We start from the raw sequence: 19,229 nt of genomic DNA on the forward strand, positions 1-19,229 counted from the left end.
CGCATGAACACGCAAACACCTGGCCGCGTCATCGTCACTGGAGGCGGCTCCGGCCTGGGAGCAGCAATCGTGGAAGCCATCCGGGACGCCGGCGGTACGCCGTTCGTCTTCGACCGGGACGTCAGCAACGTCTCGGGTGCCAAAGCCCTGGAAGTGGACGTTTCCAACCGCGAAGCAGTGGAAGCTGCCGTCAAGGAAGCCGCCGACAGCCTGGGCGGCCTGGACGGGGTGGTCACCGCGGCAGGGATCGATCGTTGCGGGAAGCTGGGCGACGTCGCTGCCGAGGAATGGGAAAAGGTCATCGGAGTGAACCTCCTGGGTACCGTTTCCACCATCCGTGCGGCCCTGCCTTACCTCAAGGGATCCCGCGGCCGCGCAATCACCATCGCGTCGACGCTGGGCCTCAGGGCCTTGCCGGACGCCACCGCCTACTGTGCTTCGAAGTTCGGCGTGATCGGTTTCAGCCGTGCGCTCGCAGCGGAGACCGGGGGAGTCATTGGCGTCACCACGATCATCCCGGGCGGCATGAAGACCCACTTCTTCGACGACCGGGACGAACAGTACAAGCCGCAGGACGACTCCAAGCTCAATGACCCCGCCAACGTGGCCCAAGCAGTGGTGTTCGCACTCTCGCAGCCATTCGGCAGCGAGGTCCGCGAACTCCTGATTACCCCCGCAGAAGAAGGGTCGTGGCCGTAAGGTCCAGCACGTCCTGAACAACATCGGCCACGGCGATGCCCCTGATCAGGGTGTCGTCGTGGCCGCAGTGCGGAGCGGTCCAGCCCACCTGCGTTACATCCGCGCCGCAGCGTGGGCAGTGGGTCACCCACGACATGTGGACGCGGTGCAGGCCTCGTCCCCGCGGTGCGGCATTGAACGCGTTGCCCACCCAATAGATGCCAACGGTCGGGGTGCCCACGGCCTGCGCCAGGTGCCGCGGACCGCTGTCGCTGGCAAGCATCACCGTGGCTTCGGCCAGGAGCGCTGCCAATTCACCGATGCCCAATTCGCCGGCCACTGACCGCACTGCCTGCCGGTCCGTTGCCGGGAGTTGGCGAACCGCCAGCTCCGCGACTTCCTGGGCCAAAGCCTTCTCTGAGCGGTCACCCACCACCAGCACCTGCGCGCCTTCTGCCGCCAAGGCGGCAGCGGCATCGGCAAAGTTCCACGCCGGCCAACGACGCCGTGGATCGGTGGCACCGGGATGGAGAACCACCAAGGAATTCCGGGCTTGGTCCCGCAGGCCGGCAACGTCCTGCCGGTGGTCCGGGTGCGGCTGCAGCGGCGGTGGGACCACGGTGGGTGCTCCGGCGAGGCCCGCCACTTCCAGCCACCGGTCCGGTTCGTTCTGGTAGTAGACGTAGTCGAGGTTCCGCTCCAGGGGCATGGCGTCCTTGGTGCGCGTGCCGACGGTGTGCCGCGCGCCCAGCCTGAGGAGGAAAGGATTGGAAAACCGTCCACCTCCGTGCATCTGGACGGCCAGGTCAAACGCTTCCGCGCGCATGGCCTCAAAGAATTGTTCCTGGGCGGCAACGTCCTCAGCGTCGTCGTCGAACCGCTCGCCGTTGCGGGGACCGTCGTAGACGCCGCGCGCCACAGGCAACATCACGACGTCGTCCACCGGCCCCGTGGTTGCGCCCGCGACTGCGGCATGGACAGGCGTCCCCAGGAGTGTGATGTAGGCATCCGGGTACGCAATCTTCAGGGCATACAGGGCCGGGTAGGTATAAATCAGGTCCCCCAAGCCGCCACCCCTGAGGACGGCAATCCGCCTGACGTCGCCGAATTTTTCCAACACCGGGCCGATTCCGGGTGTGGGAGCCGTGGCCATGAGAACTTCCCTTCGTCGTCAATAGCGGAAACTCCAAGGCCGGCGTGTAAAGCCCGTGCCGCGGGGTACCTGTCGGGAACAGGAAACTGTCATCCAACCGGAAGGTACCCCATGGCACGCCTCTCCAATCAAGAAGGCCTGGCTGACTGGTTGCCAGCCCGCTTGGCCCAGGAACGTCCTGTTGTGACAGTCATCGGCGACTCCATCCTGGACGGCTGGTGGGATGGAACAATTGAACGGTTCTGCCGCGAAGCGCCCGCCCCGGTGGTCCAGGTGCAGCGCCGCGACTTTGCGCCCGGAGGGGCCGCCAACACAGCCATGAACCTGGCGGCGATGGGAGCGGAAGTACGGTTCGTCTCCGTTGTGGGAGACGACGCCGCGGGCCTCCAGCTCCTCGAGCAGCTGGAGGATGCCGGCGTTGACGTCTCCCACGTCGTGTCACATCCGGAGATGGTCACCACCACCAAATACAGGGTCAGCAGCGGGGGGCAAGTGATGCTGCGCTTGGATGACGCAGCCCCCGGGTTGCCGGCAGAAGGGCTCGAGGTGATGGCCGCGTTGGTGCCTGAGGCCATTGAGGGCGCTGCGGCCGTGGTGCTGTGCGATTACGGCGCGGGTGCCTTGTCAGGGCCGGTCCGCTCGGCGCTCCTTGACCTGCTGGCACCCGCCAAGCGCCAGGACAGGCTGGTGGTTGTTGATGCCCACGATCCCGGTGCCTGGGCAGGGTTGAAGCCCCACCTCGCTACCCCGAATGCCCAGGAGGCCTCGCGGTTGCTTGGCGTCGAATTCCCGGGAGGTGCCGCGCGTTGCCCCTTCGTGGAGGCACACGCGGAGCAGCTCCTGCGCGCCTCCGGTGCGTCCGCCGTCGTCGTGACACTGGACCGGGAGGGGACGCTGACGGTGAAGTCCGGCCCCGACACCGACGAGGTTGCCACCCACCGGACCTGGGCCCGTCCGCAAGCCGAGAAGCAGGCCTCAGGTGCGGGCGATACCTTCGTGGCTGCCTTGACCCTGGCCCGGGCGGTCGGTTTGCCGCTGACCACCAGCGTCGACCTTGCCCAGGCCGCTGCCGACATCGTGGTCCACCGGCCAGGGACATCGGTGTGCACCACCGATGAACTGACGCGGCACCTGAGCGGGTTCGCGGATACAGCGCTGACGGCAGGGGAGTTGGCCCGGCATGTTGAAGAGCATCGCCGTGAGGGCCGCAGGATCGTGCTGACCAACGGCTGCTTCGACGTCCTGCACCGTGGCCACACCCGCTACCTCAACCAGGCCAAGCAATTGGGGGACGTCCTGGTGGTCGCCCTGAACAGTGACTCATCCGTGCGGCAGCTCAAGGGACCGGACCGGCCCGTCAACCATGAAGCCGACCGGGCCGCAGTGATTGCTGCCCTCAGCTGCGTGGACCACGTAACGGTTTTCGACACTCCAACGCCTATTCCATTGATCGAGCTCCTCCGGCCGGACGTCTATGCCAAAGGCGGTGACTACACGCCGGAAATGTTGGCAGAAACGGCGGCTGTGGAACGTTGCGGCGGCACCGTGACCATCCTGGACTACGTGCCCGAGCACTCCACCACGGCCGTACTGGAACGCATCCGCTCCACGGGCGACAACCCGCAACCCTGAGGAATTCCGCCATGCGCATTGTGATCACTGGAGCCACCGGACACGTCGGTACGGAAGTCCTGAAGCGGCTACAAGCGGCCCGTTCCGAGGAAGGCGCCGATCTTGAACTGGTGGGCGTGGTCCGTCGCCACCCTGACCTGGACGCTGCCCCGTACCGCGGCGTCGACTGGCGCACCTTGGACATCGGCGCCGCCGTGGACCAGCCGGCCTTGGAGGCTGCGCTGTCCGGAGCGGATGCCGTGGTGCACCTTGCCTGGTTGATCCAGCCAAACCACCACCGGGAAATGCTCCGGCAAACCAACGTGGCCGGAACGGCCCATGTTTTGGCTGCGGCACGGAAAGCCGGGGTTCGGCACATCGTGTGTGCGTCCTCGGTGGGAGCTTACTCGCCTGCTCCCAAGGACCAGCGAACCCAGGAGGGCTGGCCCGCGGCGGGGATTCCGAAGTCGCACTACAGTGTGGATAAGGCTGCGCAGGAGCGGCTGTTGGACGATTTCGCCAAGGACAATCCGGAGATTGTGGTGGCCCGGCTTCGTCCGGCATTGACCTTCAGTGCAGGAGCCGGGAGCGAGGTAGGGCGGTACTTCCTGGGCCGGATCCTGTCACGCTTGGTGCCGCCCAAACCGTGGTTCCCCCTGCTGGCCCTGCCCAAGGAACTGGTGTTCCAGGCGGTGCATGCGTCCGACGTCGCCGACGCCTACTGGCGTGTCCTCGAGCGCAGGGCGGAGGGTGCCTTCAATATCGCCGCAGAGCCTGTCATCGACCCCAATGCCCTGGCGTGGACCTTCAACGCCCGGCGGCTGCTGCCGTTCCCGCTCCCGGTGCTGCGCGCCGTCGTCGAGGTCAGTTGGCGGCTCCGCCTCCAGGCGACCGACGGCGGCTGGGTGGACATGGCCGCGAACGCGCCCATCATGGACACGGGACGCGCACGCAGGCTGCTGGGTTGGTCGCCGAAGCATTCATCGCTGGAATCCCTGGCCGAAATGCTGGACGGGCTGGGGACGGGGAAGGGTCGGAAAGCGTCACCGCCGCTCAAGCCCCGCTGACTTACTCGGCGGACAACACCACGGTGAGGATCCGCCGCAGGCTCATGGCCACCGACGCCGGTGCGTTCACCGGTGACTGTCCCGCGGCGGCCTCGGCCACTGCATCGCTCAGCGCGGATATCGAGTCCTTCGCCTCCGTCAACAGAGTGCCGAGTTCATCCGATTCGCCGTCCCGCCAATGGTCAATGACCAGGGCCGTGGACTCCAATGCGTCCGAAAGGTAGCCCACCACGGCGTCGGGGATGACCGTCCCCGCGTCCTTCTCCCAGATGGCGCTCGCAAGGACGTCGGTGATGTCCTGCACGTGGAACGTGAGCCGTTCGAGTGTCCGTAAACCAGCCAGGTCCCCAGGCAAACGGGTTGCCAAGCGGCGGGAGCGTGGGTTCGCCTTGGCACTCAGTTCGGCTTGGTGGACAGCAGTCCGGACTTCGGCGGCCGTCAGGGAAAGCTCGTCACTCCTGCTGGCCCACGCTTCATGGTTGGGTGGCCACGATTCCTCCATGGCCCGGGCCATGTCCTTGAGCTGCCGGGAGAGGGCGCCCTGGTGCCCACTGATGGCGGGGTCGATCGCGTCCAGGTGCAGCGGGGGAATCACCAACCAGTTCACGGCGAATCCCACCGTCACCCCCAGGGCCATTTGGAGGACGTACCCGAAGGAGAAGCCCTCTGCGTTCGAGCCGCCCAGCACCAGCACGAACAGTGCAGCCATGGGGATCCAGTCCGAACCCGATCCCAGGCGTGGAAGTCCTCCGATCAGCACTCCCAGCCCTACCACCAATGCCACGGAGAAGGAGTTGGGTTCGGCGAAGGAAGTGACAACGAAAGCCATGCCGATCCCTAGGACCAGCCCGGCGAGGCTCTGCAACCCGTGTTTGGCGGAGTCCGCCACGGTGGGGTGCATGCTGACCAGTGCGCCCAACGGTGCGTAGTAGGGGTAGGCCGCGGCAGGACCGGGCATGTAGGGGGCAAGCCACCAGGCAAGACCTGCTGCAACCGCTGTTTTGGCAGCGAACAGGAGCCGGTGCCTGGTGATTGTTTTCCGAAGCGCGGGGATCAGCCGCCGCCTGTAGGGCATGTGGCTCATCGGTCCAACGTTCGCAGGTATTCCTGGAAGTGTCGAGCGGGATCATGCTGCATGTGATGCGACCATCTTTTCAAAATTGCGCGATTAGAACAGCGGCAAGCGGGTACACAACCATTGATAGTAACGATACTTACTATCCCGGCTGCTGTCCGCAGCCTGCCAACTGTGGAAAGAGAGCGACAATGACTGAGAGCCAATCGCCGCAGGACGGAAGCTTCGCGGCACCAAGGAACGGCGGCACCGCGGGTACCGAACCGTTTACCGGAAGCTACCTGGACTCGCCGGACGTGGAATTCGACACCGCAGGAACCACCACCAGCGCTCCGGGCACCGGAACTGACAGCTCCGGCAAGGTTGACGCTGCAAAGCATGAAGCCGCAGGAGTGGCCAGCACCGTCGGCGACGCTGCCGGTGGCGTGGTCGATACCGCCAAGACCGAGGCTGGGCACGTTGCCCAGGAGGTCAAGGTGAACGCCCGGCAACTGCTCACCCAGACCAAAGGCGAGCTGACCGACCAAGCACAGGCCCAGCAGCAGCGCGTTGCCGAAGGCCTGCGTTCCATCTCCGACGAACTGTCCACCATGGCCAATTCGACGAATAACGGTGGTGTGGCCACGGACTTGGTCCAGCAGGCGGCCCAGCGTTCGTCCTCGATTGCGCAGTGGCTGGAGAGCCGGGATCCCGGTTCCCTGCTGGACGAAGTCAAGGGCTTCGCCCGCCGCAAGCCCGGAACTTTCCTCTTGCTGGCCGCCGGAGCCGGTGTCCTCGCCGGTCGTCTGGGTCGTGGCATGGCAGGGGACGCCACCGAATCCGCCTCAACCAGCGGCACTGCTGCTGCCGGGACGCCGCGGGCTGCGTATTACCCCACCCAGGGCGTGCCCTCCCAGGGCGGCGCCGTTACCCCGCCGGCCGTTGACCTGCCGGGACCCACCACTACCACCGCGGGATACGGTTCGGCCACCACCACCGGATACGACGCCGGAACCACCGGATACGACGCTGGAACCACGGGCGGCTACGACGGATCCACGCTTCCCTACCCGGAGACCGACGCCGGCGGCGTCAAGGCGCAGGGCGACCCGCTGGCTGGCCCCCTTGATCCCGACGGCCTTGAGCGCCCCGACGATCCCCAGTACGGAGGTCACCGATGAGTAGTCCTGCCGACCTGCCTCCCACAACAACCGCGCACGAGAAGGCTGAAACCCTTCCCCTGGGCGAGCTGTTGAGCGACCTGACGCGCGACGTTTCCACGTTGATGCGCCAGGAAGTGGAGCTGGCCAAGGCGGAACTCAAGGAGTCCGCCACCAAGGCTGGCAAGGGCGCGGGAATGCTGGGCGGTGCAGCTTACGCCGGCCACATCACCGTACTTTTCCTGTCCATTGCCCTCTGGTGGGCTTTGGGCCAGCTCATTGGCCTCGGATGGTCCGCCGTTGTTGTGGCGGTTATCTGGGGAATCGTCGCTGCCGTGCTGGCCTCCATGGGCCGCAAGGAACTGAAGACCATCAACGGCATGCCGCGTACGGCCGAAACCGTCAAGGAAATACCCCCCGCTTTGAAACCGAACACTGAGGAGACACGATGACGCAGAACCCCGACGCCCTGCGCGCCGATATCGAAGAAACTCGCCGGCGGCTGAGCACCAACGTTGACGCCGTGGCGGATAAGGTCACCCCGTCGCACATCGTCAACCGCCGGGTGGACAGGATGAAGACGGCCGTGTTCGGTGCCCGCGACGACGTCTCTGATGCTGCAGGCAACGTCGCGCACCGGGCCGGGGATGCCGTTTCAGGCGTCGCTGACAATGTCTCCGGTGCCGTCTCGGATCTGGGCGACGCACCGCAGGTGCTGAAGAGCAAGGCCCAAGGCAGCCCGATCGCCGCGGGGCTCATCGCCTTCGGTGCAGGCCTCCTGGTGTCAGCGCTGTTCCCGCCGTCGGAGAAGGAACGCGAAGCCGCCCACGCCCTTAAGGACGCGGCCCAGCCGCTCACCGATGAATTGAGCCACGCTGCGCAGGAAGTGGCCGAGCACCTCAAGGAACCTGCCCAGGACGCGATGCAGAACGTCAAGGACAGCGCCACCGAAGCAGCGGCAAACGTCAAGGACGAAGGGCAGGCCGCGGCCGCCGACGTTCAGGACCGCGCCACCGCAGCAAAGGACAACATCAGCAACCAGTAGTCCGCTGATTTAGCCAAGCGAGTGACAGCAAACGCCCTTCTGACCGTTCTGAAGGGCGTTAGCTGTCACTCAGTTCTGCTTTAAGGGGTGCGTCAGCGCACTTCCAGGATCATTTGCAGCAAACGTGCGGCGGCCGGGCGGGCTGCATGCTCTTCGGCCCACTGCGCGCGGGCCAGCGTCTTGCTGACCGCCTGGGTGGAGATGCCAAGTTCCTGCGCAACCGTCTTCTGCTGGCCGCGTACCCCGGGCGTCAACAGGTCCAGCACGCGCCATTCCGCGGCACTTCGGTGTTGCACAATGTGCCCGAGGAGCCGCAGCACAGCCTCGGCTTCGGAGGCCAGCGCCGTGAGGGGGCCGTCCACCGCCACCGGAATGCGTTCCTTGCCGTTACGCAAACGGTCCACTGCCCGTCGGGCATAGACGAGCCCATGCCCGGAAGCATCCCGGACCAGGTTGGGCAAAGGCTCGTTGATCGGCCCCACCCCGATCCCCACGTACCACTGGCTGGGCCGGAGGGCGATCAACGCCGTCTCCACAGCCTGATGGCTGGACTCGACAATGCCCTGCACTTCATCCTCCACCGAACGGTCGAAATCCAACCGCGCCGGAATGTGGCGAAGGTCCTTGAGCAACTGGGGCACAAGGTCGCCGTCGCGGCGGCTGTCGCGTTGGTTGATGGTGAGAGTGAACATAGTGGATCACATGCTACCGGCTGGTAGCGGCTCTGCAAGGGGAAAATCTGCCTGTTACTTTGTCCGGAGCGGCGCTTCCGGCTAGCCCAGTGCGGTGCGTTCGGTCAGCACGACGGCGGGAAGCGCGCCCGCCGCTGCAAGGCCGGCGCCGGGTATTCCGGCCTGGCGCAAACAGGTGTGGACCGCGCCCACCATGGCTTCCAGGTCTTCGTTGGTGGCGAACACCCAGAAGGTTTCGCGCGCCCGGAACACCAATGCGTTGACTCCGCCGGCTCCCAGCGAAACCTTCTGCTTCGCCACCAGGCGCCGCTCCGGATCAGTGCCGTCCAGGGTGGTCACCACTTTGAGGGACGCGGGAGCTATGTCAGCCCAGGGGAACAGCAGCAGGGTGTGTTTTTGAGAGTATTTGGCGACTATCCCGCCGTCGAACACCAAGAGCTTTCGGAAGCTGCCCAGCAACGTCATGGACCAGAGCACAAGCCCGGTGAGGATGCTGGTCAGGACATAGAAGAGGGGATCGTTGAAGTGGCCGGCCTCCCGCGTGGAGCGGATGGGGCTGACGAACTCAGCGATGGCCCCGAACACGAACCCCACCACCAGGCAGGGAACAAGGACCTTCCAGAAGATGCGCCGGGAAGAAGCTACGTAGCGGAGCCGCCCAAGCTGCGGTTCCAGCCGCCGCTCAACGCGGCGGACCAGCCAGTTACGGCCGCGCATCCGGCCGCTGGCCGTAAAGGTTGGGGAGGCCTTCCTGTTCCGCGGCTGCGGCTTTTTGGGCGGCGGCAGCTTTGGGGTCCGGGATTGGCGGCATTCCTTGGGCCAGGCCGGAGCGACGGTCGATGGCGGCGAACTTGGGATCCCAGGTGTCGCCCGATCCGCCACTAAAAGCCGCGGCGATGACCATCACCACGAAGAACGGGAAGAAGGACCAGCAAATGGCCCGCCAACCACCCAACCAGGCGCCCGCCGTCGTTCCGTCCTTGATCCGCACGGAGCGCATACCGGCAGCGGCGTCGCCGACGCTTCCCACGGTTCCCCAGATCATGCCGTAGACGAACAGGCCAACGAACCACAGAACCACGTAGATGGTCAGCCAGGCGCCGTCGTTGTAGCCCAGCGCGGAGCCGCTGTTCATCATGGATTGACGCACTACGGCAGCAATGACCGCCAGCACGGAGTACCCCACCAGGAAAACGATCGCATCCAGGACCCGGCCCCAGAAATGCGCGGTCCCCGAGGCTTTGACGAAGTACGCCCCGGTGTCTGTGTGGCGCCGGACGGCACGGCCGTTGGCGGCGTCAACCAGTCCGGTGGCGGTGGTGGACTTCGGATTGCTCATGAGGGGCTTTCGGCTCGACGGCAGTAGGCAGCGTGGGGAGGAATCGTCAGGCCAGTCCGGCGAGCCCGCCGAGGACGCTGGCCAGGGATGCCTGGGACGTTTCCTTCAGCTCAAGGGTGACGGTCTCGCCCGTGACCCGGGGTGTCAGGACATGGACGCCCGACGGGCCCGTGTAGACGGTAACGGTGGGAAACTCGTCTGTGTCGGCGTTGAATGCCACCACGTTGCTGGCAGCCTGGGTGTCTGCAAGTGCGGTGGCCGCGTGCTCCTCGAACTGGGGTTCCGTGTACACGGTCGGGGCGGTGTCGCGCTGGGCTGCCTTCTCCGGGTCCACGAATTCGGCCAACCGGGGCACCAGCTGTTCGCGGGTCACGGCGGTGAAGCCGTGGAGTCCGCCTTCATCCACTTCTTCGAGGAGGGCGCCGTCGTCATGGAGGTAGCCGTACAGCCAGCGCTTGCCGGTGGATACGGTGCGCTCAATGGAGATCACGCTGCTGCCGCTGCGCCGCAGGGTCAGGGCGCCGGTGATGTCCTCTGTTGCATGGAGACGGGAGGGCTCAGTCTCACCCTCAAAAATCACCGGGTACACGAGCTCCTTCGCCAGCAGCCCGCGCAAAGCGATGGCACACATCAGTTCCTTGTTGGCATCCTGGGCAGAGAGCCAGGGCGTGGCCACCAGTTGCTCATGCTGAACGCCGTCCAGGGCCACCACTTCTTCGTCGGTCAACGTGGGCAGCGGCGTTCCCGTGGCAGTGGCTGATGCCAGTACCTTGGCGGCGGCCTCAATGTCCCGCTGGGTCCATTTCATGGTGCTGGTGGTCATCCGAATATCCCTCCGACAAAGTTTCCAACTGACTTGGCGGCATTACCGACCCCGTCTGCCACCTTACTGCCTACGTCCTTGGCGAAACCCGCCACCTCCTTGGCGCCGTCGGCTATGTAGCTGCCGGGGTTCCGCGCGAAGTTGGAGATGGAGTCCCAGTTGTCCGCTACGAGGTTGCCCAGCGCCCAGGCTCCGGCAACGATTCCGGCCCCGATCACGATCGGGGCACCGATGGGTCCAAGAAGCGCAGCGCCGCCGGCGGTCATGAGCATGATGCTGCCCACGCCGCCCACCACGGACAGGCCTCCGGCTACCCGGTCGCCGGTACCGCGCCAGCCGTCGTGCTCGGGGTTGATCATGTCGCTGATGCCGCCCACGATGTTCAGCGGTGCGGCCAGGGCGCCCGCCACGCGAAGGCCTTTGGAGAACTTGCTCGCGTCCTGGAACGCCTGGCTGTAAGGGATGTTGGCTTTGAGATCGGTGAGGACATCGGTGACTTTCTCACCGTTCCGCAAGGCCGTCATGGCATCGCGGACAACAGTTCCGCCGGCACGCCAGTTGGTGAGGACTTCGCGCGTCTTGACCCATTCCGCGTGGCCCAGCTTGCCGTACTTGTAGGCCGTCCAGAGCTGGGCTGCCAGGTCCTTGACGCCCATGCCGCTGTCGTAGACGTCCTTCAGGACTCCCACAGACGTACCGGAGCCGTCGTTGTGGCTGGCGAATTCCTGCTGGTTGGCGTGCTTCTTCAGCTGGCTCGCGTTTTCGCGCAGCATGTTTGCGGCCTTCATCAGGCTCTGCCGGTGCTGGCTGTTCCACTCGCCCTTGAACACTGTGGCGTCCCTGCCCTGCCACGCCGTCGTGGAGTTGATGGCATTGGACAATTGCGTGCCCTGCAGGCTGATGGCGTCGGCAGCTTTGCCCATGACGCCTGCCAGACTGCGAAGCTGTGCGATGTCCGCACCGTAGAACCCAGCCATGAGGAACCCCCTGTTTACATGCAGTGAAAAGTCTCGTCCCAGCCTAAAGGGACCAACGGTATGTCGCGATGGGGAGCGGTGCCCATCCATTCGTTAAAGAACGACGGCGGCTGGTGGGGTTCACGGGGAACCGCACCAACCGCCGTCGTACGCTAAAAACGCAAAAATCAGTGTCCCGCAGCCGGAACGTAACGCTTGATGGAAGCTTCCAGCTCGGCTTCGGCAGCGGCGCGGTCGCCCCAGCCCTCGGCCTTGACCCACTTGCCGGGCTCCAGGTCCTTGTAGCGCGTGAAGAAGTGCTCGATTTCCTTGATCAGGAACTCGCTGACGTCGCTGACTTCCTGGATGTGGTCGAAGCGTGCGTCAACCGGGACGCAGAGGACCTTGGCGTCTCCGCCGCCGTCGTCGGTCATGTTGAAGACGCCGATCGGGCGGGACTCAACGATGACGCCCGGGTGGAGGTCGAAGTCCTGCAGGAGCACCAGTGCGTCCAACGGATCGCCGTCTTCGCCCAGGGTGTTCTCGAAGAAACCGTAGTGCGTGGGGTACTGCATGGAGGTGAACAGGACGCGGTCCAGGCGGACACGGCCGGTTTCGTGGTCAACTTCGTACTTGACGCGCGATCCCTTGGGGATCTCGATGGTCACGTCGTGCTTCATGGAATGCTCCTTGACGGGTGTGGGTGGGGCGTCGCTCCGCCGAAGCGGCCGTCACGGGTGACGGTGCCTCAGGCAGGCTGCTCAGCCCGGGGCTGGCGGCAGGCAAAATTGCAGCCGGTGCCGCCGACTACTATTGAGGATATAGCGAGAGGCCCGGGTTTCTTGAACCGGCGGGGACAATTCAGGACTGACAGGATCACGCAACTTCCATGATGGGCGTTAAAAACGGGGATGCCCGCGCGGGGTTATCCGCGGCGTGGGGGCGCTTGAAATGGCCGGTGCTTTTGGCCTCAGTCCTGCTGTGCCTCGGTGCCGTTGTGGTGGCCGGGATGATGCCCGGGCTGCTTTCACTGCCCAAACCAGAAGCCTCAGTGCCCGCCTGGCAGCTGGAACCCGCCCATCTTTCCAACGCCAGCGGGGTCCTTCCCTTGGACGCAAACGCCCCGCTCCCGACGTCCGCCGAAGTCACGGCACTCCTCGATGCAACGTTGAAACCGGACGGCGCGGGCAGCATCAGCGGGGTGGTCATGGACGCTTCCACCGGCAAAGTCCTCTTTGACCGTGATGCGGCAGCCAACCGGATCCCGGCGTCGAACATGAAGCTGCTGACCGCCGTCTCAGCACTAAAAGCACTCGGCCCGGACACGCGCTTCACGACGCGGGTACTGGGATCCGCAAATCCCTCCACGGTTGTACTGACTGGGGGAGGGGACGTGCTGCTGGGTGCTTCCGCCTCCGATCCCAACGCCGTGTTGGGCCGGGCCGGCCTGGCATCCCTGGCCGCAGATACGGCCACCGCGTTGACGGCCGCCGGAGTCAAGGGGCCCGTCACCGTCCAGGTGGACGACACCCTGTTCAGCGGCGCACCCCTTAACCCGGCCTGGAGCCTGGACGACGTCGCCGCCGGCGAGACCGCACCCCTCTTTCCGCTTGCGTTGAATTCGGGCCGATACTCGCCAACCGTGATGACCGGGCCCCGTCCACAGGATTCCGCTGTCACCACCGCCCAGGCCTTCGCCGAGCAGCTGGCGGCTGCCGGCGTCGCGGTGAGTCCCGGCGTCGAACGCGGCAAGGGCCTGCCTGCCAAGGTGCTGGCCGCAGCTGAGTCCGCCACTGTCAGCGAGCAGGTGGACCTCATGCTGGAGACCTCGGATAATTTCCTCGCCGAGGCCTTGGGGCGGATGACCGCAGCCGCGTCCGGCAAGGAAACCACGTACGACGGCGCCACCGCGGCCGTGCGGCAAAGGCTGGCGGAGCTGGGAATCGCCACGGATTCGATGCAGTTGGCTGACGTATCCGGCCTTGCCCTGGAAAACCAGGTCAGCGCCCTGCAGTTCGTCCAGGTCGTCCGTGCAATCACCAGCGGCCCGGACCTTTCCCTCAGGGCGGCACTGGACGGCTTCCCGATCGCAGGGCTGACCGGCACCCTGGATAACAGGTACGTGGACGCCAGCACGGCCGTTGGTGCTGGCCTGGTCCGCGCCAAGACCGGGACGCTGAATTCCGTGATCGCCCTGAGTGGGTACGTGGTCGATGCGGATGGGCGCCTGCTGGTGTTCTCGTTCATCGGCAACGGGCTCGAACCGGGTGCCGCCGGAAACAAGGTGGCCATGGACCGGGCAGCGTCAGGCCTGGCTTCGTGCGGCTGCCGCGGCTGAAGCTCCGCGTCCAGCGAACTTAAGGGCTCATTGTCAGCCGCGTGTGGTGTGATGGTCCGTATGGTGTCATCTGCCCGCGATTCGTCAGCAGGGGCCCAGTCCCTGATCAACTGGGACCTGGCTGCCTCTACGGCTGGCCGGCTTGCCCCTCCAGGTCCTGAGCTCAGCGCAGGGGAGATTGGCAAGGCGGTGGATAACCTGCGTTTCAACGCGGACATCTCCGTCCCCCACGTGCACGACATCACCGGCCTGGACGCTGCGAGGGACCTGAGGGACTCCCACGTCCTGGTGGTGGACCGTGCCTCCTGGTCCAAGGCCAACACGCAGAGCTTCGCCGTGATGCTCCAGCCCGCGCTGCAAAAGATGCTGGAGAGCCGCAGCAGCGTGGCCATGACCCCTGCAGCCGCAGCCGCCAGTGGTGCCATCACCGGCACGCAGCTTGGGGCCGTCCTCGCTTTCCTCTCCAGCAAGGTCCTGGGGCAATACGACCCCTTCGCGGCCCTTGCCCCGGGCGCCAACGTTCCTCCGGGCGGCCGGCTCCTGTTGGTGGCACCCAACATCATCTCCGTGGAGCGCGAACTCAACGTCCACCCCGACGATTTCCGGCTCTGGGTCTGCCTCCATGAGCAAACCCACCGCGTACAGTTTGCCGCGGCGCCGTGGCTCAGGCATCACATGCTGGACGAGATCGAAAAGCTCAGCGGCAACCTGCTGGGGAACATGGACTCCCTGGTGGACCGGGCCGGGGCCATCGCCAAATCGCTTAAGGATCGCAGTCCCTCAGACAAAGTGCCCGGCCGTGGGGCCATCCTGGACCTGCTCCAGAACCCCGAGGAAAAGGCCTCCCTGTCCCACATCACCGCCGTGATGAGCCTCCTCGAGGGTCACGCCAACGTGGTGATGGACGCCGTGGACGCCAGCATCGTTCCGTCCGTGCGGACCATCCGCCAACGCTTCAACGACCGCGGCAAGGAACGTGGCATGGTGGAGAAGTTCATCCGCAACCTCCTCGGCCTGGACGCCAAGATGCGGCAATACACGGACGGCGCCAAGTTCGTCCGTGAAGTTGTTGCCGTGGCCGGGATGGAGGGCTTCAACAGGGTCTGGGACGCGGCCGAACATCTTCCCACCGAAGAGGAAATCCATAACTCCAAGCTGTGGCTGGAGCGGATGGGGCTTTGAGCTTTTCCCATGAATTGGCCGCCTCTGCTGACACGGCGGGCGACCCTCCCGTTGCGGCGGCCACCACTGGTAGGGGACGACGGCGGCCAGGGCGTCTGGCGCCGGTCGTCGGCAAGGCGCGGAAGCAGTTGCAAAACGCCCTTGCCGCTGCCGGCTACCCGGAGCGTGTGCTCGTCGCATGCAGCGGCGGACCGGATTCGCTCGCGCTCGCAGCGGTCGCTGCCTACTTTGCCCGGCGCGGACACGTGGATGGCCGTCCGGTATCCGTAGCAGCGGTGGTGGTTGACCACCAGTTACAACCCGGCTCAGCTGAAGTCGCTGCCCGGACCGCATCGGCGTTGCGTGAGCTGGGGCTCGCGCCGGTGGAAGTGCGCACCGTGGACGTCGCTGCCACCGGATTTGGCCCCGAGGCCGCTGCCCGGGACGCACGCCACGCAGCCCTCGACGCCGCCGCCGACGACCTCGGTTGTGCTGCAATCCTCCTGGGCCACACCTTGGACGACCAGGCAGAACAGGTGCTCCTGGGGCTGGCCCGGGGTTCGGGAACCCGTTCCCTGGCAGGAATGCGGCCCGCCCGCGGCCGCCTGCTCCGGCCTTTCCTGGGCCTTCGGCGTGAAGAGACACTGGAGATCTGCGAGGTCGAAGAACTGGATCCCTGGCATGATCCGAGCAACGCTGATCCCGCTTATGCCCGTTCACGCACACGGGTGGAGGTCATGCCTGTCCTGGAAGAGAAACTTGGGCCGGGAGTGGCCGAGTCCCTTGCCCGGACGGCCGCTATCCTTCAGCAGGACGCAGATTTCCTGGAGAACCTGGCCAACGAGACCTATCTCTCACTTGTCCGGCGCGAGGATGGGGACGTGTGGTTACCCGAGGACGCCGTCCGGGAACTGCCGGCGGCCCTGAGGTTCCGCGTCATCGCCAAAGCTGCGTCCGACGTCGGGGGCCAGCAGCCCGGCTACGGAAGGCTCCAAGCCGCGGAGGCGTTGCTTCGCCGGCAGGGATCCGCCGGTCCGGTGGAACTCCCCGGGCACGTCAGCGTATTCCGTTTATCCCTCAGCGATCTGGAACAGGAGCGGCGGGGCCTTCCAGGTTCTGCGGCTGCCGCTCCGGGGGCCGCGACCACCTCCGCGGGCCCGGATTCGGCCGAAGCCGGTCCCCGCGATGCCGCCCGCTGTGGGAAGCTAGTATTCCGGCATCAGAAACCGTCCCAACAGTAGCCGCACCCGAGCATCAAAACAGGAGCCATTGGTGGATTCAAACGACGTCCAGGCAGATCTCAAGCACGTTCTTTACACCAAAGAGCAGATCCAGACACGCATCGCGGAACTCGCGGCGCAGATCGACAAGGACTACGAAGGCCGCGACATCCTCGTCGTCGGCGTCCTCAAGGGTGCGGTGATGGTCATGGCTGACCTGGCACGCGCGCTGCACAGCCACGTCAGCATGGACTGGATGGCCGTCTCTTCGTACGGTTCGGGAACGCAGTCCTCCGGCGTGGTCCGGATCCTCAAGGACCTGGACACTGACCTCATGGGCAAGGATGTCCTGATCGTCGAGGACATCATCGATTCCGGCCTGACCCTTTCCTGGCTCAAGTCCAACCTCGAATCCCGCGGCACGGCCAGCGTCGAGATCTGCACGGCATTCCGCAAGCCGACCGCCGCCAAGGTGGAAATCGACGTCAAGTACGTCGGCTACGACATCCCCAACGAATTCGTCGTGGGCTACGGCCTCGACTACGCCGAAAAGTACCGCAACCTGGACTTCGTCGGCACGCTGGCCCCGCACGTCTACGAGTAGACAACACCGCGCCGCACCACTTCTCACCGCCGCTCTCCGCCGCCGCACCACTTGCCGCTTTCCGCACCCACAACCACTGGTGCGCTGGGCGGCAAAGGGTGCGGCGTGTGCGCTTAACGGGGGCGACGGGCGGCAAAGGGCGCATGATTGAGCTGTTTCCGCCCTCGGATGGCTGCCCTGCGCGGAGCTAAACTGAAATATGACCGGTGCCCCCGCCCGTCCATTCCTTTGGCTCGTCGTCGTGGCGACCATCCTTACGGGATGCACTCCTTCTTCCGGTGCCGGGGAAATCGTCTCCGCTCGGCCGCAGGCATCCATCACGGCAACCCAGCCGCAGGGCGGGCCCGCACCGTCATCGCCGCTCCCGGGCGATTCGCAGACAACAACCCAGCCGCAGGCCGCGCCCGCACCGTCATCGCCGCTCCCGACCACAATCCCGGCCCCGCCCGCCGTACCCCAGCCGTTTGCCCTCAACCTGTACCAGGAGGGCGATTTCGTGCCGCAGTACACGTTCGAATGGTGCGTTGCGGCAAGCATCCAGATGGCTCACAACCTGGTGGATGCCACGGGCGGTGGCGCATGGACTGCTTCTGCGCAGCAAGGAGAGCTGTGGGAAATGGCCAGGGCGAGATCATCGGATTCGTTCAACGGGGCCAACCCCTATGGCTGGGCGCAGGTACTCACTGAGGTTGGAATGGGTCCTTACAAAGTGGTGAGCGTAGCCCTTTACGATGACGCACTCCGGACCGCGGCCAAGGCGATCACCGAAACCGGCCGACCCGTGGGCTTAGTGATGTGGAGTGGCCGGCATGCCTGGGTGATGAGCGGTTTCGAATCCATGGGGGATCCTCGGGTCTTCGCTGACTTCTCGGTCACGGGGGTTCGTGTTCTGGATCCGTTGTATCCGTACGGTTCCGGTCAGTGGGGGCCATCCCCGGAACCCAATAGCCTGGTCAGTCCTGCGCAATTGGCCACCCAGTTCGTGGTCCGTGAGCCACGGCGTTGGAGCAGTCAGTTGCCCACGGGCTACTTGCTGGTGCTGCCGGTTGGCGCCGTCAGCGGTTAGGGAGCCACTTACGCCGCCCGCCGGGATCTCAGCCCACCATCATTCAAGATCCGGGCGAAGGTTCGAGGATTCATCATTTCCGTCCAGTCCCAGCGAATAACGGTCAGGCCCAGGGCCCGCAGCGCGTTCTCACGGGCCTTTTCGGCCATCACTGCTTGCTGAATGGTTTGTTGGCCCCGCAACTTGCTGCGCAGGTATTTTCCCTGACCGTCGAACTCACCCACGAGGTCGAGTTCCGGCCACCAAAAGTCGGTTCGCGCGGTTCGTCCGTTCCTCAACGTGAACGAGCCCTGGAGTTTGGGTTCGGGGAAGTTGAGCAGAACCATCTGCGCCCGGCTGATGGATTCGCCCACGGATTCGGACTTGTCTGTTGATAGTTCGAGCACCCCGGCCACTCGTCGTTGTCCCGTCCGGTGAGCAAGCCCGGAAGCAGCGGCCCGCAAGTCTTCTGCGCTTGACGCTGGACCCCATGCTTTCTCCTTATCCCAGTCGCCGGCATCCACGGAGTCCCTTGTCGTGTGTATCCGTCGGCTGGTGTCCACCACCGCCAATGCTTCAGCGAAGTTCAATCTCGACGCCAGTTCAACGGTTGTCCGGACCTTATCCGTGACGCGAAAGCCACCCAACTGCGTCACCCCATCATCCAAGGATCCGAGGGTTCTTCGGATGCCGTGCTTCGATCGTCCGCCCCTCTGGTCCGGCGTGACCGTACACAGTCGGCTTGGTGTCCCCACCAAGCCCAGCCCCCAGAGGAGTGCGGCCGTTTGCAGGTTGAAGGTGGGCGGCATCAATGTTGTATTGACCAGTGCTGCCGCTTGAAGTCCGTGGCGCTGGCGGTCGTTCAGGCCGGCCCAGTAAGCGGCTGGAACGTAAGCGCCCCTGCGAACGCGGACCAACTCGCCGCGTTTGCAGCGCTTGGCGAGGAGCCGGGGGTCCTGTCCTAGCCGCGCCATATCTGAAGAGAGAATCAACTCGTAGGCTGCCATGAGCCCAACGCTTTCATTGCAGCCACAGACCCACGAGCGGCAAAAACGCGTATGTGGATAACGACGGGTGCCCGGCGACGCACCCCTTCGCGCCTTGCGCACCCGAGTGTGGCTCACGACGCGTCCCGTTCCGCCCAGCGCCCCAGGTGTTACGGGGGCGGGAGGCGCAAAAGGGTGCGCCCCGCAGGCCGCCCCCGTGCTGCGGTAGCCAAAAAGCCTGTCGCGCCGCCTTGGACACGAGTATCCTGTGTACGCCCAGAGGGAACTTTTGGACTT

20 protein-coding genes are annotated in these 19,229 nt (G+C 65.3%); 11 read left to right on the forward strand and 9 right to left on the reverse strand.

What is annotated here, in order from left to right:
- The first annotated feature begins 3 nt into the window (after positions 1-3).
- The gene (locus QRM57_RS15260; protein WP_235517991.1) at positions 4-699 is read left to right on the forward strand and encodes an SDR family oxidoreductase; all 696 of its coding nucleotides are present in this window, start codon (positions 4-6) and stop codon (positions 697-699) included.
- On the opposite strand, the gene QRM57_RS15265 is transcribed toward QRM57_RS15260, so the two are convergent.
- Positions 668-1,831 (reverse strand): glycosyltransferase family 9 protein, encoded by a 1,164-nt coding sequence (locus tag QRM57_RS15265; RefSeq protein WP_284987202.1) that lies wholly within the window; start codon positions 1,829-1,831, stop codon positions 668-670. The genes QRM57_RS15260 and QRM57_RS15265 overlap by 32 nt on opposite strands.
- Positions 1,832-1,942: 111 nt before the next feature.
- Here QRM57_RS15265 and rfaE2 point away from each other — a divergent pair, with 111 nt between their 5' ends.
- On the forward strand, positions 1,943-3,463 hold the full coding sequence (gene rfaE2 / locus QRM57_RS15270) for a D-glycero-beta-D-manno-heptose 1-phosphate adenylyltransferase (protein ID WP_284987203.1): 1,521 nt from the start codon (positions 1,943-1,945) through the stop codon (positions 3,461-3,463).
- Between the two features lie 11 nt (positions 3,464-3,474).
- Positions 3,475-4,509 (forward strand): NAD-dependent epimerase/dehydratase family protein, encoded by a 1,035-nt coding sequence (locus tag QRM57_RS15275; protein ID WP_284987204.1) that lies wholly within the window; start codon positions 3,475-3,477, stop codon positions 4,507-4,509.
- A 1-nt stretch (position 4,510) separates the two neighbouring features.
- Here the strand turns inward: QRM57_RS15275 and QRM57_RS15280 are convergent, their stop codons facing one another.
- A complete protein-coding gene (locus tag QRM57_RS15280) occupies positions 4,511-5,593 on the reverse strand; it encodes an FUSC family protein (RefSeq protein ID WP_284987205.1) in 1,083 nt (360 codons plus the stop codon).
- A 182-nt stretch (positions 5,594-5,775) separates the two neighbouring features.
- Here QRM57_RS15280 and QRM57_RS15285 point away from each other — a divergent pair, with 182 nt between their 5' ends.
- From QRM57_RS15285 to QRM57_RS15295, 3 genes are read left to right on the forward strand one after another with little or no spacing between them, the layout of a single operon-like run.
- A complete protein-coding gene (locus QRM57_RS15285) occupies positions 5,776-6,744 on the forward strand; it encodes a hypothetical protein (protein ID WP_284987206.1) in 969 nt (322 codons plus the stop codon).
- The gene (locus QRM57_RS15290; protein WP_257370053.1) at positions 6,741-7,175 is read left to right on the forward strand and encodes a phage holin family protein; all 435 of its coding nucleotides are present in this window, start codon (positions 6,741-6,743) and stop codon (positions 7,173-7,175) included. The genes QRM57_RS15285 and QRM57_RS15290 overlap by 4 nt, the downstream gene beginning before the upstream one ends.
- Positions 7,172-7,768: a DUF3618 domain-containing protein gene (locus QRM57_RS15295; protein WP_284987207.1), complete on the forward strand. Its 597-nt coding sequence runs from the start codon at positions 7,172-7,174 to the stop codon at positions 7,766-7,768. The genes QRM57_RS15290 and QRM57_RS15295 overlap by 4 nt, the downstream gene beginning before the upstream one ends.
- A gap of 92 nt (positions 7,769-7,860) precedes the next feature.
- Here QRM57_RS15295 and QRM57_RS15300 read toward each other — a convergent pair whose 3' ends face one another.
- The 6 genes from QRM57_RS15300 to QRM57_RS15325 all read right to left on the reverse strand — a co-directional run bounded on the left by QRM57_RS15300 (position 7,861) and on the right by QRM57_RS15325 (position 12,258).
- Positions 7,861-8,460 (reverse strand): hypothetical protein, encoded by a 600-nt coding sequence (locus tag QRM57_RS15300; RefSeq protein WP_284987208.1) that lies wholly within the window; start codon positions 8,458-8,460, stop codon positions 7,861-7,863.
- Between the two features lie 81 nt (positions 8,461-8,541).
- Positions 8,542-9,177 (reverse strand): hypothetical protein, encoded by a 636-nt coding sequence (locus tag QRM57_RS15305; RefSeq protein WP_257370055.1) that lies wholly within the window; start codon positions 9,175-9,177, stop codon positions 8,542-8,544.
- Positions 9,164-9,799 (reverse strand): hypothetical protein, encoded by a 636-nt coding sequence (locus QRM57_RS15310; protein WP_284987209.1) that lies wholly within the window; start codon positions 9,797-9,799, stop codon positions 9,164-9,166. The genes QRM57_RS15305 and QRM57_RS15310 overlap by 14 nt, the downstream gene beginning before the upstream one ends.
- Before the next feature lie 46 nt (positions 9,800-9,845).
- Positions 9,846-10,622, reverse strand: coding sequence for a hypothetical protein (locus QRM57_RS15315; RefSeq protein WP_257370057.1), 777 nt, complete (start codon positions 10,620-10,622; stop codon positions 9,846-9,848).
- On the reverse strand, positions 10,619-11,599 hold the full coding sequence (locus QRM57_RS15320) for a hypothetical protein (RefSeq protein WP_284987210.1): 981 nt from the start codon (positions 11,597-11,599) through the stop codon (positions 10,619-10,621). The genes QRM57_RS15315 and QRM57_RS15320 overlap by 4 nt, the downstream gene beginning before the upstream one ends.
- A gap of 167 nt (positions 11,600-11,766) precedes the next feature.
- Positions 11,767-12,258 (reverse strand): inorganic diphosphatase, encoded by a 492-nt coding sequence (locus tag QRM57_RS15325; protein ID WP_039239147.1) that lies wholly within the window; start codon positions 12,256-12,258, stop codon positions 11,767-11,769.
- A 212-nt stretch (positions 12,259-12,470) separates the two neighbouring features.
- On the opposite strand from QRM57_RS15325, the gene dacB reads away from it, so the two are divergent.
- The 5 genes from dacB to QRM57_RS15350 all read left to right on the forward strand — a co-directional run bounded on the left by dacB (position 12,471) and on the right by QRM57_RS15350 (position 17,967).
- Entirely contained in the window at positions 12,471-13,916 is a 1,446-nt protein-coding gene (gene dacB / locus QRM57_RS15330; RefSeq protein WP_284987221.1) for a D-alanyl-D-alanine carboxypeptidase/D-alanyl-D-alanine endopeptidase, read from the forward strand.
- Positions 13,917-13,976: 60 nt separating this feature from the next.
- Entirely contained in the window at positions 13,977-15,098 is a 1,122-nt protein-coding gene (locus QRM57_RS15335) for an Rv3626c family coenzyme F420 biosynthesis-associated protein (protein ID WP_284987211.1), read from the forward strand.
- 128 nt (positions 15,099-15,226) lie between these two features.
- Positions 15,227-16,318, forward strand: a complete 1,092-nt coding sequence (gene tilS / locus QRM57_RS15340) for a tRNA lysidine(34) synthetase TilS (protein ID WP_350309851.1) — start codon at positions 15,227-15,229, stop codon at positions 16,316-16,318.
- A 31-nt stretch (positions 16,319-16,349) separates the two neighbouring features.
- A complete protein-coding gene (gene hpt / locus QRM57_RS15345; protein ID WP_026540856.1) occupies positions 16,350-16,901 on the forward strand; it encodes a hypoxanthine phosphoribosyltransferase in 552 nt (183 codons plus the stop codon).
- A gap of 199 nt (positions 16,902-17,100) precedes the next feature.
- On the forward strand, positions 17,101-17,967 hold the full coding sequence (locus QRM57_RS15350; protein WP_284987212.1) for a hypothetical protein: 867 nt from the start codon (positions 17,101-17,103) through the stop codon (positions 17,965-17,967).
- An 8-nt stretch (positions 17,968-17,975) separates the two neighbouring features.
- Here QRM57_RS15350 and QRM57_RS15355 read toward each other — a convergent pair whose 3' ends face one another.
- On the reverse strand, positions 17,976-18,953 hold the full coding sequence (locus QRM57_RS15355; RefSeq protein ID WP_284987213.1) for a type IV toxin-antitoxin system AbiEi family antitoxin domain-containing protein: 978 nt from the start codon (positions 18,951-18,953) through the stop codon (positions 17,976-17,978).
- Positions 18,954-19,229 lie beyond the last annotated feature (276 nt).

Source organism: Arthrobacter sp. fls2-241-R2A-172, assembly GCF_030208885.1.
Taxonomy (GTDB): domain Bacteria; phylum Actinomycetota; class Actinomycetes; order Actinomycetales; family Micrococcaceae; genus Arthrobacter.

Excerpts from the sequence above, each read along its gene's own strand:
- QRM57_RS15350 (WP_284987212.1), top strand. The coding sequence starts at position 17,101 with ATGACCGGTGCCCCCGCCCGTCCATTCCTTTGGCTCGTCGTCGTGGCG.
- QRM57_RS15305 (WP_257370055.1), bottom strand. The coding sequence starts at position 9,177 with ATGCGCGGCCGTAACTGGCTGGTCCGCCGCGTTGAGCGGCGGCTGGAA.
- dacB (WP_284987221.1), top strand. The coding sequence starts at position 12,471 with ATGGGCGTTAAAAACGGGGATGCCCGCGCGGGGTTATCCGCGGCGTGG.
- QRM57_RS15295 (WP_284987207.1), top strand. The coding sequence starts at position 7,172 with ATGACGCAGAACCCCGACGCCCTGCGCGCCGATATCGAAGAAACTCGC.
- QRM57_RS15325 (WP_039239147.1), bottom strand. The coding sequence starts at position 12,258 with ATGAAGCACGACGTGACCATCGAGATCCCCAAGGGATCGCGCGTCAAG.
- QRM57_RS15275 (WP_284987204.1), top strand. The coding sequence starts at position 3,475 with ATGCGCATTGTGATCACTGGAGCCACCGGACACGTCGGTACGGAAGTC.
- QRM57_RS15290 (WP_257370053.1), top strand. The coding sequence starts at position 6,741 with ATGAGTAGTCCTGCCGACCTGCCTCCCACAACAACCGCGCACGAGAAG.
- QRM57_RS15260 (WP_235517991.1), top strand. The coding sequence starts at position 4 with ATGAACACGCAAACACCTGGCCGCGTCATCGTCACTGGAGGCGGCTCC.
- QRM57_RS15355 (WP_284987213.1), bottom strand. The coding sequence starts at position 18,953 with ATGGCAGCCTACGAGTTGATTCTCTCTTCAGATATGGCGCGGCTAGGA.
- QRM57_RS15315 (WP_257370057.1), bottom strand. The coding sequence starts at position 10,622 with ATGACCACCAGCACCATGAAATGGACCCAGCGGGACATTGAGGCCGCC.
- QRM57_RS15300 (WP_284987208.1), bottom strand. The coding sequence starts at position 8,460 with ATGTTCACTCTCACCATCAACCAACGCGACAGCCGCCGCGACGGCGAC.
- QRM57_RS15280 (WP_284987205.1), bottom strand. The coding sequence starts at position 5,593 with ATGAGCCACATGCCCTACAGGCGGCGGCTGATCCCCGCGCTTCGGAAA.
- QRM57_RS15320 (WP_284987210.1), bottom strand. The coding sequence starts at position 11,599 with ATGGCTGGGTTCTACGGTGCGGACATCGCACAGCTTCGCAGTCTGGCA.
- QRM57_RS15335 (WP_284987211.1), top strand. The coding sequence starts at position 13,977 with ATGGTGTCATCTGCCCGCGATTCGTCAGCAGGGGCCCAGTCCCTGATC.
- QRM57_RS15285 (WP_284987206.1), top strand. The coding sequence starts at position 5,776 with ATGACTGAGAGCCAATCGCCGCAGGACGGAAGCTTCGCGGCACCAAGG.
- rfaE2 (WP_284987203.1), top strand. The coding sequence starts at position 1,943 with ATGGCACGCCTCTCCAATCAAGAAGGCCTGGCTGACTGGTTGCCAGCC.
- QRM57_RS15265 (WP_284987202.1), bottom strand. The coding sequence starts at position 1,831 with ATGGCCACGGCTCCCACACCCGGAATCGGCCCGGTGTTGGAAAAATTC.
- QRM57_RS15310 (WP_284987209.1), bottom strand. The coding sequence starts at position 9,799 with ATGAGCAATCCGAAGTCCACCACCGCCACCGGACTGGTTGACGCCGCC.